Below are 17,694 nucleotides of genomic sequence, written 5' to 3'. Positions count from 1 at the left end.
TACTTGCAAGGGTTTTATTGTTAAATCAGCCTCCTATGAGATTAATAAGACATAATATATCATTCCTATTCTGGTTAGTATTGCTTTTCTCTTGTTCCTGTATCGCGACAAAAGAAAAACAACAACAGAATGTTGCATACACAGATTCAATAAAACCAACTCCCCCTATTCCTCTAGAAAACTCCTTAACTAAAAGCCAGACAGCAGTTACACTAGATTCTCTAGGATTTGTGAATATCTCCGAATTGGATCCGACCATTCACATCGAATTAATGTACACTCGCTCTGATAACTTCACAGGAGAAATACTCTACGATAACCTGAAAGAAGCTTATCTTCACCCGGATGCAGCACACGCTCTTATACAGGCACAAAAAGAGCTCAAACAGTTATATCCATCATACAACCTCATCGTTTACGATGCAGCACGCCCAATGTCTGTGCAAAAGAAAATGTGGAATGTAGTAAAAGGCACTTCTAAATTCAAATACGTATCCAACCCGAACCATGGGGGTGGACTACATAATTATGGACTTGCAGTAGACATCAGTATACTGGATTCTTTGGGGACTCCACTACCAATGGGAACCAAAGTAGACCATCTCGGCTTCGAAGCAAACATTACACAGGAAAATGAATTAGTACACACAGGAAAAATAAGTGAAAACGAGCGGCAAAACCGTATATTACTAAGAACTGTTATGAAAAAAGCAGGATTCCGCCCACTACCAAGTGAATGGTGGCATTTCAATTTCTGCAGTAGGGACGAAGCCAAGCGGAAATACAAACTGATTCCATAATTAATTGCAAACCATTATTTAGCTCTGAATACTGATAATTATGATACATATTTCGCCAGCAACTCAAGTATTTATTCATGAACATCAAGCAGATGATGTACGAATCTTGGCTTTACAAGCTAAGAAATATCCGAATGTAGATATGCCAACAGCTATTACCCAGATAGCAGGAAGGCAAGTTGCAATAGAGAAGATTCCATCGTGGAAGAAAGTAGATGATATATGGTATCCAAAGCATCTATCATTAGAACAATGTTCTTCAGAAATTACAGCTCGTTATAAAGCTAAATTAATACAAGGCCAATCTTTGACTGATCTTACCGGTGGATTCGGCATCGATTGTTCGTTCCTTGCTGCAGGATTCAAGTCTGTTGTATATATAGAGTGCCAAGAAGAGCTTTGTGAAATTGCAGCCCACAACTTCCCCATACTTGGTTTGAATCATATTAGTATTAAAAACGAAGACGGAGTAGCCTATCTGAAAAGGATGTCTCCGGTAGATTGTATCTTCCTCGATCCTGCCCGTCGCAACGAACATGGAGGAAAAACCGTAGCGATTTCCGACTGTGAACCTAATGTGGCCGAACTGGAACAACTTTTATTGAAGAAAGCGAACAAAGTCATGATTAAGCTCTCCCCTATGCTTGACCTATCCCTAGCATTGAAAGAGCTGAAACAGAGCCAGGAAGTTCATATCATTTCCGTCAACAATGAATGTAAAGAACTCCTTTTAATTCTGGGGCAAACACCTGTCAAAGAAGTTCCTATCCATTGTGTAAACTTCTCATCCAAAGGTGAACAAAAGTTTACCTTTACCCGCGAACAAGAACAGCACAGTGAATGTACTTATACAGATATTCCTGCAAACTATCTCTATGAACCACATACCTCACTACTGAAGGGGGGGGCTTATAAAAGTTTATCATCCTTCTATCATATTTCAAAACTTCATCCTAACAGCCATCTATATACATCCGCAATACTGATTGAAAACTTTCCTGGAAGAATATTCCATATTAAAGGATATTGCAGTTTCAACAAAAAAGAAATTAAAGAAACTTTAGGGAATCTAGAGAAAGCCAATATCACTATTCGCAATTTTCCCGCTTCTGTTGCGGAACTCCGCAAACGGACCAAATTATCTGATGGAGGTTCCACTTACCTATTTGCAACCACTTTAAATAATGAAAAGAAGCTTTTAATCCTGTGTGAGAAGGCTTAATCAACATAAACTTGAAAGGTGTCAATTGAGACGAGCAATTATTATTTATTTGTTCCTGTTTCTGTTTTTGTTTTCCCTCTCAAATCATCCTTAGGGATTGTTGTCTCATTACCATCACGTACAGCCATATAGTGAGGTGACATGATCTCAACCTCTGCTTCATTAAACCGATCTTGAATATTCTGATACAGATCTGAATAGATCTGTGCCATCTTATCTGCTTCTTTAATATAAGCATTTACCTGATAGACCGGATACCAATCACTTAATGAAGTCTCCAATACAAACGGGCGAGGATCATCCAAAACTCCGGGAGTATTTAATGCTGCATCTATCAGTAATTGATTAACCTGTCGCCAAGGAACATCATAACCAATCGAAACTTCCGAATGAATAATCAGACCATATTCACGGGCGGATGCGCTGTAATTTACCGTATGAGAAGACATTACGAATGAATTAGGAACAGTAACTACTTCATTCTTCGGTGTACGAATACGAGTGACAAGAGGAGTTTTCTCTATAATATCCCCAACTGTATCATTCAATTTTATACGGTCTCCCAATTTAAACGGACGCATATAAGTGATCACCATTCCTGCCATAACATTTCCGATTACCGTACTGGATCCAAGTGAGACGATCAGTCCAACAAATACTGAAATTCCCTGAAAGACTCCTGTACTAGCCCCCGGCAAATAATTATAAATCATCGCAATCATAAATGCATAAAGCAGGAAACGGACAATATGATAAGTCGGCATTGCCCAATCGGGATAGAAACCGCCCAGTTTAAGCCTTCCCGCCTCAACTTCATGTGCCAGATAGCGGATAAGGCGAATCAAAGATTTTATAGCATAGCATATGACTATAATGGTAATTAAATTCGGAATATAATCAACAATACCTATCAAGATCTTTCTAACAGGAGTCCATATATATCCAAAAAGACGATAAGCCAATCCTTCGGTTTGCGGGAAAATAATGAAGACCAAAGGAACAGTGATTAGTAATTGAAGCCCCATAATGATATATCGCCCGATACCCGCCACAAAAACCAATAGATTCACTTGCTTTTGCGTATCCAACAATTCATATCCCTGAATAGTGACAGGCTTCAATTTAGTATCCTTCAAACATAGGATACGCACTTTGAGCTTCCTAAACAACCAATTCGTTAGACGGAATAATAAATATTGTCCTACAATCACCAATACAAAATAAAGAACACGTTTTGCCATTCTCCAAAGACCATGTTCAGCTTTCATTTCATGCAACTTATCCACTACCTCGCCTCTTCTCTCTTTTGCCAGAGAATCGCGGGGGATTCCTTCCCACAAAGCGTCCTGATCAGTTAGAGAAAGCAATACTTTATTACCATACATAAGATCGGAAACAATATCCGAGTGATCTATCGAAACAGAATCCGGACTAAGGTTAAAACGTCTTCCGAGTTCTTCAATTGCTGTTCCGGTCATTTGTGCCCGTTGTTGAGGAGTATAGCCTCCACGCTTTGTATAAAAGATAGAATAAAGTATCTCCATCGGCTACCACCGGAATTCCTTTCGTAAACTTACGCAATGAGTCAATACGTAGTCTTTGCTGGGCAAATTTCACAGAATCGGCAGTTGCCATTTGAAGCTTCATTTGCTCCATTTCCATTCGCAGATTTGCTTCGCTGAGACGAGCTTCCAATAATGATTTTTGCAGATTCACTAATTGAGTGGAATCTGAATCTTTTTTTAACGAAACATTAGAGGTTTCTAGGGTATCCCTCAATAATATATTCTTAACTGCTTCCTTAAGTTGAGCTTGTGCATTCACAGTTCCAAAAACTATCAGAAACAATAGACAATATCGTTTTAGACATTTCATTTCCATACAGAACATTTCAGGTTATATAAGCGTATAATCTTACTTTTTATTAAACATACAAACATACATATTGTTTTTGATATATCATCTCAAAGAATCACTATCTTTGCCACAAAATGGAGAAATTATGAATATATTACTACTTATTGGAGGATTGCTTCTGATTCTCCTGGGAGCCAACGGGCTAACAGACGGAGCAGCTTCGGTAGCTAAGCGTTTCCGCATTCCATCGATTGTCATCGGTCTTACTATTGTTGCCTTCGGAACTTCCGCACCGGAGCTGACTGTCAGTGTCACTTCTGCTATCAAAGGAAGTGCAGATATTGCCATCGGTAATGTGGTGGGAAGTAATATCTTCAACACATTAATGATTGTGGGTTGTACAGCATTAGTAGCCCCCATTGTCATCACTCGGAATACACTGAAAAAAGAGATTCCACTTTGTATTCTTTCTTCCATTGTATTATTGATTTGTGCCAATGATATTTTTCTGAATAAAGCTGCTGAGAATATCCTAGATAGAGTAGACGGATTACTGTTACTTTGCTTTTTCACCATCTTTATGGGATATACATTTGCTATTGCTTTCCCTACAAAACCTTTCGGTGAACAGCCAATAGAACCAACAACTACAGGAGAAGATGAGATCAAACTACTTCCATGGTGGAAATCTACTATTTACATTATCGGCGGTTTAGCCGCCCTTATCTTCGGTGGACAAATCTTTGTGAATGGAGCTACAGGAATTGCCCGTAACATGGGAATCAGTGAATCAATTATTGGATTGACTTTAGTAGCCGGAGGAACTTCCCTACCCGAACTTGCCACTTCCATCGTGGCCGCTATAAAAAGAATCCGGAGATTGCTATCGGTAATGTAATCGGTAGTAACCTTTTCAATATCTTCTTTGTATTAGGATGTAGTGCCACTATTACGCCCCTCCGTCTGAACGGTATTACTAATTTCGATCTCTTTGCATTAGTTGGTTCCAGTATTCTGCTTTGGCTGCTTGGACTCTTTTTTGCCAAACGGACTATTACCCGGCTAGAAGGAGGAGTTTTAGTATTAGCTTACATTATTTATACGGTTCTGCTCATTCGCTCTGTATAAAGGACAACAATAAAAAGAACATGTAAATAACCTTTTTCAGGATAAAGCACACTAAAGCTGTGCCACTTTATTGGCACAACTATGCCATCTTATTGAAACGGTTGTGCCACAACGATGACACAACCGTTTCAATAAGGCGGCACAGGTCCGGCAACTGATTATAGAAAAAGCCCTGATATAAGCTTTATCTTTCAAATCAACTTACATCAGGACAAAACATCTTTTTTACCTTAAAAGTAATCTTTTATTTTATAGGTGAATTGAAATGATAATACATTCCCAACCAATCATACGGACTAGAAGTAATCACTCTCGGATCATTAATAAACTTCAAGAAATCATCGGTCGCCGGATGTCCTTTATAAGGAGTAAAAAAACCTTGTACGCTGTTACGCCATACTGCAACATAAGCCAGTTTAACAGGTTCTCCCGGATAACCGTAAATGGATTTAAGCAAGCGGTCAGTAAACCAATTAGGATCATCAATACCTCCCTGACCGGTTTCCGATAAAGCGGCAATCTTTCCAGTCTTAATAGCATAATCAGAAAGAACTTTCAAACGAATATGTGCTGCGTCAAGGTCCTTTTCTTCATAACGGAAATTCCAATAGTTATCCATTGCAATGATGTCCACATATTCATCTCCCGGATAGCGTTCCAGATATTTTTCTTCAGAAGTAAAATTGATGTCAGGTGAGAACGCATACAGGAAGTTACGGATATGGCATTTGTCCCGTAGATATGTGACAGTAAAGCGATATAATTGTTTGAACTCTTCTGCCGAACAATACTTCTTTCCCCACCAGAACCAATCACCGTCAAACTCATGCCAGGGACGGAAAATCACGGGAATTTGTTCCCCATCTTTTCCTATCAATGTTTTATTATATTCGGCTACCTGATCCAGCATATCAGTGAAGTTCTTATGATACGCTCCTCCCGGGAGAATCTTCTTCACAATACTATCACCTGTTTCATAGAAACTTCCACCCGTTACCGGATTGGCCGCATGCCAACAATATGAGATGACTCCTCCTTCATAGAAAGCCTGACAAGTCAAACGACGTACCTTCTCCGTATCTTGCAAATGATGCTTAGCATGTGGAGTGGCAATATTCATAAAATCCCAGCTATAAAATTGAGGTTTCTTACCGGAAATTCTTTCAATATCACTCTTTCCGGAATCATCGCACCATCCGTATCCGGAAGCAGTTGCATCTTGTGCACCAAAGATAAAACGTCCGCTATCCATAACCTTATGTAGGTTTTCATAAAGGGCTTTCACCCGAAAGGTAGCGTCCTTATCCACCAATTTATAAGGATAGTTAAACTCCAGAGGACGGGAAGTCTGTTTATCGCATACCACATTCTCTGCATGATCGTACAACCAATATCTATCGCCAACATCCACTTTTTCAAAAGTGATATGATCACAATGACGTAACAATACATCATATTGTGCCTGATCAACCGTTACATTCTTAAAATGGACATTCTTAATGGGTTGTTCAGCCAATCCAAGAATTTGTATAGGATTGCCTAACGCTTTAGCAATATGTATATTCTCAAAATATATATCCTTGATTTCACGAATATCTGCTGACGTAAAACTATTTGGTTTATAGCTGTTTATCCAATACCATAAATTGATATTAATTCCCCAGTCACCTGTTTGTTTAACCTCCATATCACGAAAATGAATGTTTTCAATCGCTCCGATACCTTGACCATTCTGACGACTACATATCATGAATCCACGATCACTACTCTCAATCAGACAATTCGTAAACCAAACATTACGAACTCCTGCAGGTAATTCAACGCCAACACAGATACCGCCTCCACGAACAAAGCGACAGAAGCTTACATAAATATTCTCACAAGTTTTTTTGATCTCTTTACCGTCTTCGTCAATATAATGAACAGATTTTACTGCAATATTATCATCTTGTCCATCCAGAACCGAATTCAACAGATAGCAATCTGCCGAAGAATCCGGGTCCCATCCGTCGGCATTACTAAGACCGAAACCGGAAGAAAGGATATTGCATTCATAAGTAGTCACTCCATTGCAAAGCAATGGATGAACATTCCATGTACAAGGATTAGTAATAGTTATATTATCAATAGAAACATTATCACAATTAATAATAGGAAGTCCTCGTGAGCGAGACATACGGCTAAGATTTTCAGTTTGTTGCTTTGCCAGTACACTTCCCTGATTATCAATCGTTCCTCCTCCATAAACACGAATATTAGTGTATCTTTTATCTTTATTATTAAGCTTTCCCAAATTGAGTACACTCGCAAAAGCGTCTACTCCATTTCCTTCATAACGACTTTTCACTAAGGGAAAATGAGCGAGATTATGAATCGCTTTTAAAGTTGCACCCTCAGCAATATGTAGACTAATATTATCTTTCAATATAAAGAGTGCTCCGGTCATATATTCTCCGGCAGGAATATAAACTTCTCCGTAAGGAGTACATTCATCAATCGCTTGTTGGATAGCTTTAGTATTAATAGTCTTACCATCTCCTTTCGCTCCATACTTAGTCACATCGAAAATCTGAGGCGATGGAGTAGTTCTCAATAGAATGACCTCGTCTGCACGTTCTTTATTGCGTGCGGAGACAGCACATACTGTTACCTTATAATCCGTATCAGGTGTAAGATTGGTAATACGAAAACTATTTTGGGTTGTATTTCCAACCTGTTCCCCGTTCACACGAATATTATACTGTTTGATCACCTGATAATCGGAAGGAAACTCCCAAAAGACGATCGCTTCCGTCGAAGTAAGCGTGCCCGGCAAAATACGGCTACGCAACGAGCTTGTACTATAAGCACAAACAGACAGCCATAAAAGTGTTACTAATACAATGTACTTTTTCATGTTATGAATGATTAGATAATGAACTGTTCGATGCGTAAAAATAGTACATGAAAAGATAACACACAAATACTATTATGCGATTAGCCATTATAATATAATAGATTGTTATTATAGTATATATTTTCTGAAAGCAGTCATAAGCCCTTAAACCAAACAGTCATTATAGTACCATAATGTGTGCTAATTATATCGCATTTACACTCTAAAGTTGCTTATCTTTGCTTCGTCTGATATTTTAATACTGTGATTATTATGATAACACTAAAAGAAAAAATAGGTTATGGCTTTGGCGATATGGCATCGTCTATGTTCTGGAAATTGTTCGGTTCTTATCTGATGATATTCTATACGGATGTATTCGGGTTACCGGCTGCAATAGTAGGAACTATGTTTCTGGTTACACGAATATGGGATTCCGGATTCGATCCGTTAGTCGGTATCGTAGCGGATAGGACACACTCGCGTTGGGGGAAATTCCGACCTTACTTATTATTCCTCGCCATACCCTTTGCACTTATTGGAGTTCTGACTTTTATAACTCCCGATTTCAGCGATACCGGCAAGTTAATTTATGCCTATGTTACTTATTCATTAATGATGATGATCTATTCAGCCATCAATGTTCCTTATGCCTCGTTGCTGGGAGTCATGAGTGCCGACCCTAAAGAAAGAAATACGCTTTCCACTTATCGAATGGCATTTGCCTATATCGGCAGTTTTATTGCTTTGCTACTATTCATGCCTATGACCAACTGGTTCAGTATAGGACACAGTGAACAGTATGGCTGGACAATGAGTGTTGTGGTTATTGCCATCATGTGTGCCATATTATTCTATGGTTGTTTTGCCTGGACACGCGAACGGGTAAAAGCCATCAATACCAAACAAAGTTCATTAAAAACTGACTTAAAAGACCTTTTGTACAATCGTCCTTGGTGGATACTTCTTGGAGCGGGAGTTGCAGCATTGGTATTCAACTCAATCCGGGACGGAGCTACCGTATATTATTTTAAGTATTTCATTGTAGAAGAAGACTACCAAAGTATATCTTTATTCGGTGTCTCCTTTGTTCTCAGTGGACTCTATCTGGCAGTCGGTCAGGCTGCTAATATTGTCGGTGTTATATTAGCTGCTCCGGTAAGTAACCGATTGGGTAAGAACAAAACATATATGGGTGCTATGGTCATAGCAACCGTATTCTCTATCTTATTCTATTGGCTGAACAAAGGTGATTTGATATGGATTTTTACACTACAAATCATTATCAGCATTTGTGCAGGAAGCATATTCCCATTACTATGGTCGATGTACGCAGACTGCGCAGACTATTCTGAATTGAAAACAGGGAATCGTGCAACAGGCTTAATCTTCTCTTCCTCCTCCATGAGCCAGAAATTCGGTTGGGCCATAGGTAGTGCCCTTACCGGATGGCTTCTATCTTATTTCGGTTTTCGCGCCAACGAGGTACAAAGTGTCGAAGCTATCCATGGAATAAAATTATTCCTAAGCTGGTTACCAGCTGTGGGCACAATCTTATCTGTAATCTTCATCAGTATGTACCCATTATCAGAGAAACGAATGAAGGAAATTACTAACGAACTGGAAGAAAAAAGAAAGGAAAAACAATATGAATAAAATAGCATTTACCATCAAAGAAGAGTTCCAAAAGGAACTGACCGGGAACATCCTCCCCTACTGGATGAATCAAATGACAGATGAAGATCATGGCGGTTTCTACGGACGCATTACAGGCAATGAAGTTTTAATGCCTGAAGCAGAAAAAGGAGCTGTGTTGAACGCCCGTATATTATGGACATTCTCCGCAGCATACCGTTTATTGCAACACGACAATTATCTGGCAACAGCCACCAGAGCCAAACGCTATTTAATAGACCACTTTTATGACTGTAACTACGGAGGAATCTACTGGTCTTTAGACAAGGACGGGAAACCATTGGATACGAAAAAGCAAATCTATGCAATCGGCTTTGCGATCTATGGCCTGAGTGAATACCATCGGGCTACGGGAGACTCCGAAGCATTAGACTATGCCACACGACTCTTCCACGATATCGAAGAACATAGTTTTGATAAAAATAAAAACGGATACTGCGAAGCTTTAACCCGCGAGTGGAAAGAAATAGCCGATATGCGACTCAGCGAGAAAGACGCCAACGAGCGTAAAACCATGAATACTCACTTGCATATATTGGAACCTTATACCAACCTTTACCGGGTATGGAAAGACGAACACCTCGAACAGCAATTAAGAAATCTGATCAATTTGTTTACAGATAAAATATTAAATAAAGATACATTCCACCTACAGTTATTCTTCAACGATGATTGGCAAAGCAAATATCCTATTGTCTCTTATGGTCACGACATAGAAGCTTCGTGGCTGTTACATGAAGCAGCCTTAGTCACAGGCGACCAATCATTGATTGCAAAAACAGAGCCAATCGTATATAAAATTGCCGAAGCAGCTGCCGAAGGTCTATTACCCGGACAAGGAATGATCTACGAAAAACATCTGGATACAAACCATACGGATACTGACTTTCATTGGTGGGTACAAGCTGAAGCCGTTGTCGGCTTCTTCAATATCTACCAGCATTGGAACCATGAAGATGCTTTGCATAAAGCCTTATCTACCTGGACATTCATCAAAGAAAAGCTAATTGACTACAACCATGGCGAGTGGTTCTGGAGCATACAAGCCGACGGAACCATCAATCGCAAAGAGGACAAAGCCGGATTCTGGAAATGTCCCTACCACAACAGCCGCATGTGCATGGAGATAATCGAAAGAGTCAAATAATCAAAAAAGGTTAATAATTAAACGCCCGTTTTCGCAGCAGCGAAGACGGGCGTTATCATACTAGTTATCCTGAAAACCTACCTATATTTACCTATTTAATTATATTGTTTATTACCTGTTTGCAATTGCGAGTACGCAATGCCGGAAATGTCGGATGTGCCGGAGAAGCCGTAGCCGTAGTATTACTAATCCTCAAACCGGTTACATCAATCGCATCGATAGCATATGTATGATAAGGCATATCCGCTCCATCCCAACCAATATTTCCCTGATTGAAATACACATTGCTGGCATTCTCTATATAGAATACCGGAATATCGGTTGCATAAAGAGTACGTTTAGGATTCACGTTAAGCCGCAAATCATAATTTCCTCCGGCAACATCCTCAATCGCACTTTTACGCAATATAAAATCGAAATTATTGAAATAAATATTTTGTAATTGCGTCTGTTTATCAGCGATCATTACAATAGAATTCTCGCCGACACAAGTTATATTATTAAAGAACAAATTACGGATGACACCAATTTTCTGTTTCTCCGGAACAAGAACCATCGCTGTAATATTAATAGGTTCACCCTGGCCCCACCAGTCACCCGTATGCAAGCGGGTTTCGATACGGATATTATCAAAAGTCACATTCTCCAAAGAGCAAGAGTCACTGACAGAGATATTAATACCACGATTAGAATCAAAGATCGTAATATTACTGAAGTTATAATTAGACATCGGATTCTGATCATGTCCGCCAATACGAATACCACTGGAACGGGACTGCAAGACACAGTTACTAACATTCACATTCCTAGATGGTTTCAGGATATTCTTAAAACCGGGATCCCCATGGTGCCAACCGTATCCTGCCACCACAATTGCATCATCACCGGCATAAATACGACAATCGGATACCGTAACGTCACTACACGAAATAATATCTATACCATCACTGTTAGGAATCATCAGATTATTATTAATGTATAACCCTTGTATTTTAACTCCCTCACAATGTACAATCACAAAACACCAATACGGGGAATCCACACATTTAAAATCCTTCAGTGTAATGTCTGTACATTCACTGAAAACAATCATTTGATGATATCTGTCTTTCGGATACAACGGACCGTCACCCTGTTTACCTTTCACTTTCCGGAAATCCAGTCCCTGACGAGTTTGTAACCGTTCCTGATCACCAATGATTTTCTCTTTTCCCGGTTCCATAAAGCTCATCCCGTCACCGTCAATACAACCATTACCGATTATAGATACATTATTCGCCTTTTCAGTATAAAAGACGCCCGCCAATTCCGAATTATGGCGTTGATATTGAGTAAGATCGGTAGTCGCTTTTAAAGTAGCTCCCGTTTCCAGAAAGAACTCTACGTTAGAGCGTAAATTCAAGGTACCAACTAAATACGTTCCGGCAGGTACATATACACGCCCACCTCCAGCTTCATAGCATTTATCAATGGCTTGCTGTATAGAACGCGTATCCAACTGCTTCCCATTGCCACTTGCTCCATATTCAGTCACATTAAATACAGATGCCAAAGCCTGTATAATCCCCACATAGCAAAGAAGTAATAATAATGTCAATCGTTTCATAAGATGGTATATTTATTTATGGTTAATATCAATCAAGCAGACAAAAACTATCAAGTGCAAAGTTAGAAGAAGCATAGTAATAAAAGTAATATTAAAATGCTATATCTTGATACTAACTATACTTTATTATTATTTTATCTTTTGGGCAAAGATAACTAAAAAGACACCTTTAACACTGATTATTTGGAATATATAGCTAAATTATGATACTTTAGCGGCTCAAACAACAAGGTCATAATAATACAATATAATGCTATTATAGTATGCTTTCGATAACACTGAATATCGTAACTTTGCCACAGATGAGAGAGAAGAAATGATTTATTCATTTACTATAATACACGAGAGATACATACATACCTTAATATAATTAATACATTTAAAAAAACCATGAAAAGAATCGGATTAATTCTTATTTGTTGCTTGTTCTATACAAGCTTGGTTTTGGCTCAATCTTTCCATCTCACCGGAAAAGTGATTGATGCAGGCGACAACTCTCCTATGATTGGAGCGACTATCCGGGTAGAAGGTACCCAGAAAGGAACAACTACTGATTTTGACGGCAACTACAGTATTGAAGTACAAAAAGGGGACAAGGTGATCTTCTCTTACATAGGTAAGACGCCCAAAACAGTTGAAATCAACTCACAAACTCACCTAGATGTGAAATTGGCGGACGATGTCAATCAGTTGAACGATGTGGTGGTGGTAGGATATGGCACGATGAAGAAGCGGGACTTGACAGGATCAGTCAGCCAAATAAAAGCTGATGATATTCTGAAAGGTAACCCGGCACTAAGTATCAACGGCGCTCTTCAAGGAAGAATCGCAGGTATGCAAGTAAAGCAGAATGACGGTGCTCCCGGTGGAGGAATAACTATTCAGGTACGTGGTGCAAACTCTTTCAGTACCAGCACACAACCACTATACGTAATAGACGGACTTCCTTATAGTGGTGGTAGTACTGCTCCCGACACTGGTATCAGCGGTACCGGTTCAGGGTCTAACCCATTGGCTAATATCAACCCTAATGATATTGAGTCTATCGAAGTTCTGAAAGATGCTTCTTCTACGGCTATCTATGGTTCACGTGGTGCTAATGGAGTTGTGCTTATTACTACTAAACGTGGAAAAGAGGGTAAAAACAATATCACCTTCTCTTCTAATTTCAGCTTCTCAAACATAGCACACAAAATGGATGTACTGGATCCTGTTACTTATGCTCAATATATGAATGAGCAGGTACTGAACTCGAATTCTCAGGGACAATTGCCTTATCGTGGAGAATGGTATTATAGTACAGATGCATCTGGTAATATCCTTACCAATACAGGTAAGTATTCTCCGGCACCGGAAGATTTCCGCCGTCCGGGAGTTTACACAGACCAGTATGGCAATACTTATAATGTCGGTTCAACCGATTGGCAGGACGCTATCTTCCAGACAGGAGTTACTCAAGAATACAACTTAAGTATGGACGGTGGTAATGAAAAAGGTGGATACATGATGTCATTGAACTATAGCAAACAGACAGGTACAATTGTTGGTTCTGACTACAAGCGTTTTGCTGTCCGCTCTAACTTATGGCGCAAAGTAACAAACTGGTTGGAAGCCGGATTAAATGTAAACTACACAAATGCACTAACCAACTTTATCAATTCAAGTACTTCGGGCGGTGATGGTGTGATTTATTCAGCTTTGGTATTCCCTCCAACCTATGATGCCAGCATCAATACCAAAGACAACAATGAGTTGAATTGGCTTGCAGCCAACCCGTATGTATATGTACGTGAAGCTTTCGACGAATATCGTGCAAATAATGTGTATCTATCTTCTTATTTCGAGGCAACTCTCTTGAAAGGTTTAAAACTACGTGAGAACTTGGGTTTCAGTTATTCCGGCAACGACCGTAACATGTATTATAACCGACTGACACGTCAAGGATATGAACCTACCAATGGCGTTGGCGCACAAGGAACAGGCTGGTCAGAAGGTGTCACGAGTGAAACTTTATTGACTTACAATCATACTTTCGGAAAAGATCATGACCTCAGCGCATTGGCGGGTATCACCTTCGAAGAGTCAAATTGGAAATACAACAGAATGTCTGCTTATGACTTCCCAAGCGACTTGACTATGATGTGGGATATGAGTGCAGGAGGTAAAGTTTACCCCTTATCTTCCGGACGTGGAAAGAAACGGATGCAGTCTAATCTGGCTCGTCTGAACTATTCGTACAAAAGCAAATATATGGCCACTGTATCTTATCGTGCAGACGGTTCAAGTGTTTTTGTCGAAGGCAACAAATATGCACACTTCTTATCAGGAGCATTAGCCTGGCGTCTATCCGCAGAACCTTGGATTGAAAAGTTGAATATATTTGATGATTTGAAACTACGTCTGAGCTATGGTCAGACAGGTAATCAAGGTATCGATACTTATGCAACTCTTCCGGCAATGTCTGTCGCAGGTTATGTATTCAACGGTTCTTTGTCTTCCGGATATGCTGAACAAACCTGGAAAGGTCCGATCAATAAGAACTTGAAATGGGAAACTACTGATCAGGTAGACCTTGGCCTGGATATGTCTTTTGCTAAAGGAAGAGTCAATTTGACAATTGACGCATACTATAAACGTACAAATGATTTGCTTCAAAAAGTGAATATCGAAACCAATTCAGGCTATACACAGATGGCAACTAACATTGGTCATGTTATCAATAAAGGTCTTGAAATCACAGGAGTATTCCATCCTACAGTACACAAAGATCTGAATTGGGAAATTGATGCAAATATCTCATTCAACCGTAACCGTATCGGTGGATTGACAGGTGACCAATATGCAAGCCAATTCGTAAACAGCATCAAAAACGTATTTGTTATGCGCAACGGATGTCCTATCGGTACAGTAGTAGGTTTTGTTGAAGACGGCTTCTATGATAATCTGGCAGAAGTTCGGGCAGATCCCCGTTATGCTAATGTGTCAGAAGGTGAAGCAAAAAGCATGATCGGAGAAATCAAATACCGCGACTACAACAAAGACGGTCAGATAACCGACGCAGATAAACGTGTAATCGGAGATACAAATCCTGACTTCATTTATGGTTTGACCAATACTTTGCAATACAAGAATTTCACATTTAGTTTCTTCCTGCAAGGTACGTACGGTAACGACATTGTAAATGCCAACACCATTGCAAACAACACCAGTGCTTCTATGACAGGTATCTCCAACATCACCAGAGAGCAATATGACACTCGTTGGAGAGAAGGACATACTGAAGGAGCAAAATGGCCAAAAGCTGTTGCCGACGGATATACTCGCGAATGGAAATTCACAGACAGATATATTGAAGATGGTTCATACCTGCGTTTGAAGAATGTTAGCTTAGGTTATACTTTCTTCCCGAAAAACTGGAAGGGAATTAATTCTATCAACGTTTATGCCAGCGCATCCAACCTCTTCACTATCACCAAATATAGCTGGTATGATCCGGATGTGAATGCTTTCGGTAGCGACGTATCTCGCCAAGGAGTCGATTTGTTCTCTTATCCAAGTAGCCGTACTTTTTCTTTTGGCGTAAAAATGAGTTTCTAATTTAAAGACCTGGAATGTACAATGAAAACAAGAAAAATATATAATATTATCATGGCCGCTGCAATGGGTATCTCATTAATGGCGGGAATGACCTCATGTGAGGACTGGCTGAAAGAAGAGTCTTATGACTTTATCCAACCGGATGATATCGAAGATTCTGATAAAGGTGCCAACCAATGGCTGACCGGCTCATATAGCAAATTGCTTACAATGTTCAACAGTAACAACTTCCCTCTGATTTGGGAATATGATAGTGACTATCTGACCGGACCTAGTTGGGCATTCGGTACTTATGGAGCAGGTAACTTCCAAAATAATAGCATGGTCAATGCATTATGGGAAGATGGCTATGCAATGATTCACCGATGCAACTACTCTCTATATAAAGTAAACAGCATGACGAAAGTGAGTCAACGGTTAAAAACAGCCATTAATGGCGAGCTTAAATTCCTAAAGGCATGGACTTATTTCCAATTGGTAAGAGCATATGGTCCTATCCCTTTGCGAAAAGAATCAATGAGTGAAACAGGAGACCGCAACGTGCCACGTAGTGAAGTTAAAGATGTTTATGCTTATATTATCGAGTTATTGGAAGATGCGGAGACAGAGTGTTACAAAAACACAGATGCCGACTACGTGAAAGGACATGTGACAGCAGGTACTGCCGCAGGTTTATTGGCAAAAGTATATGCAACAATGGCCTCGGGAGCTATGCCTAATGGTACTCAACTTTGGGTATATGGTGGCAAACCTTGGAGCGGTGAAGGAGAAGGCAAAGCCTATACAGAACCTCAGAAAATAAACTTCACTACTCACCAACTACCCGGATACGATGCGTTTGATGCACAAGAATATTATACTAAAGCGTATAAAAAAGCACAGCAGGTAATGGATAAAGAATATGGTGACTATTCATTGATACAGACTTACAGCGATTTGTGGAAACGTGCTAACAGCAATGGTTCCGAATTCCTGTGGTCGCTTCAACCATCTGCTTCGGACACTCGCTATTGTGAGTATTATTCTTATCATTTCTGTGGTATCGAAGACGGTAGTGGCTACATTGCCGACGGTTTATGGCACGGTCAGCGTGACCACTGGTACAAGATGGTCGAAAGCAAAGACTTACGCGTGAAAGAAGGTATCCTGCACAGATGGAAAAGAGGATGGACTTATGAAGTTACCAATAAGTTGGGAGCATTCTATCCGAATACGGAAGAATACCGTAAGAAGGTAGAAAACAAAGAAGCACCGTACAATGATGATTGGACCTATCTATCCAAACAGTTTGACCTTTATTATCTGGCATATACAACCAAATATCTCGATCGTTCGGACCGTACCACTACGCACGGGGATGCATTCTATCCTCTGTTACGCCTTGCGGATATCTTCCTGATTTATGCAGAAGCTTACGCTGAAGTACACGGAACTGACGATGGTATCGCATTAGGAGTATTAAACGAGGTTCGTGAACGTAGCAAGGCAACTCCACTCTCTCTGACCGGAGAAGGTAATGTTGCCGATATAGTAGACTTCAGATCCTGCGTATTGAAAGAACGTTCAATCGAGTTTGCTTTTGAAGGAGATCGCCGTTGGGACTTGATTCGTTGGGGAATCTATGTAGACGTAATGAACGCTATCGGCGGACAGGATGAAATGGGAGTAAATAAAATCCGTTCGGAGAAACACCGTTTATTCCCGATACCTTCCAGTGAAATAGATTCTAATACCTCGATTACAGAGAATAATCCGGGTTGGAGTTAA

8 protein-coding genes and 2 pseudogenes are annotated in these 17,694 nt (G+C 39.9%); 7 read left to right on the top strand and 3 right to left on the bottom strand.

Annotated elements, in window-relative coordinates; all coding sequences use genetic code 11:
• Positions 1–35 precede the first annotated feature (35 nt).
• Together EJF25_RS01820 and EJF25_RS01815 are read left to right on the top strand one after the other, a co-directional pair.
• A complete protein-coding gene (locus EJF25_RS01820) occupies positions 36–800 on the top strand; it encodes a M15 family metallopeptidase (RefSeq protein ID WP_125039770.1) in 765 nt (254 codons plus the stop codon).
• A 40-nt stretch (positions 801–840) separates the two neighbouring features.
• Positions 841–2,022, top strand: a complete 1,182-nt coding sequence (locus tag EJF25_RS01815) for a THUMP-like domain-containing protein (RefSeq protein ID WP_200832847.1) — start codon at positions 841–843, stop codon at positions 2,020–2,022.
• Between the two features lie 41 nt (positions 2,023–2,063).
• On the opposite strand, the pseudogene EJF25_RS01810 reads toward EJF25_RS01815, so the two are convergent.
• Positions 2,064–3,897, bottom strand: a pseudogene (locus EJF25_RS01810) (mechanosensitive ion channel family protein).
• A gap of 127 nt (positions 3,898–4,024) precedes the next feature.
• Here EJF25_RS01810 and EJF25_RS01805 point away from each other — a divergent pair.
• A pseudogene (locus EJF25_RS01805) lies at positions 4,025–5,007 on the top strand (calcium/sodium antiporter).
• Between the two features lie 244 nt (positions 5,008–5,251).
• Here EJF25_RS01805 and EJF25_RS01800 read toward each other — a convergent pair.
• Entirely contained in the window at positions 5,252–7,903 is a 2,652-nt protein-coding gene (locus EJF25_RS01800; RefSeq protein WP_125039769.1) for a glycosyl hydrolase, read from the bottom strand.
• 252 nt (positions 7,904–8,155) lie between these two features.
• Between EJF25_RS01800 and EJF25_RS01795 the strand changes: the two genes are divergently transcribed.
• Positions 8,156–9,538, top strand: coding sequence for an MFS transporter (locus EJF25_RS01795; RefSeq protein WP_125039768.1), 1,383 nt, complete (start codon positions 8,156–8,158; stop codon positions 9,536–9,538).
• Positions 9,531–10,724 (top strand): AGE family epimerase/isomerase, encoded by a 1,194-nt coding sequence (locus tag EJF25_RS01790; RefSeq protein ID WP_125039767.1) that lies wholly within the window; start codon positions 9,531–9,533, stop codon positions 10,722–10,724. The genes EJF25_RS01795 and EJF25_RS01790 overlap by 8 nt, the downstream gene beginning before the upstream one ends.
• A 91-nt stretch (positions 10,725–10,815) precedes the next feature.
• Here EJF25_RS01790 and EJF25_RS01785 read toward each other — a convergent pair whose 3' ends face one another.
• Positions 10,816–12,330 carry a glycoside hydrolase family 28 protein gene (locus EJF25_RS01785; RefSeq protein ID WP_125039766.1) on the bottom strand — a complete coding sequence of 505 codons (1,515 nt, stop codon included), beginning with the start codon at positions 12,328–12,330 and terminating at the stop codon, positions 10,816–10,818.
• A 390-nt stretch (positions 12,331–12,720) separates the two neighbouring features.
• Here EJF25_RS01785 and EJF25_RS01780 point away from each other — a divergent pair, with 390 nt between their 5' ends.
• Both EJF25_RS01780 and EJF25_RS01775 read left to right on the top strand, forming a co-directional pair.
• Positions 12,721–15,927 carry a SusC/RagA family TonB-linked outer membrane protein gene (locus EJF25_RS01780; protein ID WP_125039765.1) on the top strand — a complete coding sequence of 1,069 codons (3,207 nt, stop codon included), beginning with the start codon at positions 12,721–12,723 and terminating at the stop codon, positions 15,925–15,927.
• A gap of 21 nt (positions 15,928–15,948) precedes the next feature.
• On the top strand, positions 15,949–17,694 hold the full coding sequence (locus EJF25_RS01775) for a RagB/SusD family nutrient uptake outer membrane protein (protein WP_125039764.1): 1,746 nt from the start codon (positions 15,949–15,951) through the stop codon (positions 17,692–17,694).

Source organism: Bacteroides faecalis (assembly GCF_003865075.1).
In the GTDB taxonomy this organism is placed as follows: Bacteria; Bacteroidota; Bacteroidia; order Bacteroidales; family Bacteroidaceae; genus Bacteroides; species Bacteroides faecalis.
The sequence above is the reverse complement of the archived record's forward strand: the minus strand, read 5'-3'. Positions and strand labels throughout refer to the sequence as shown.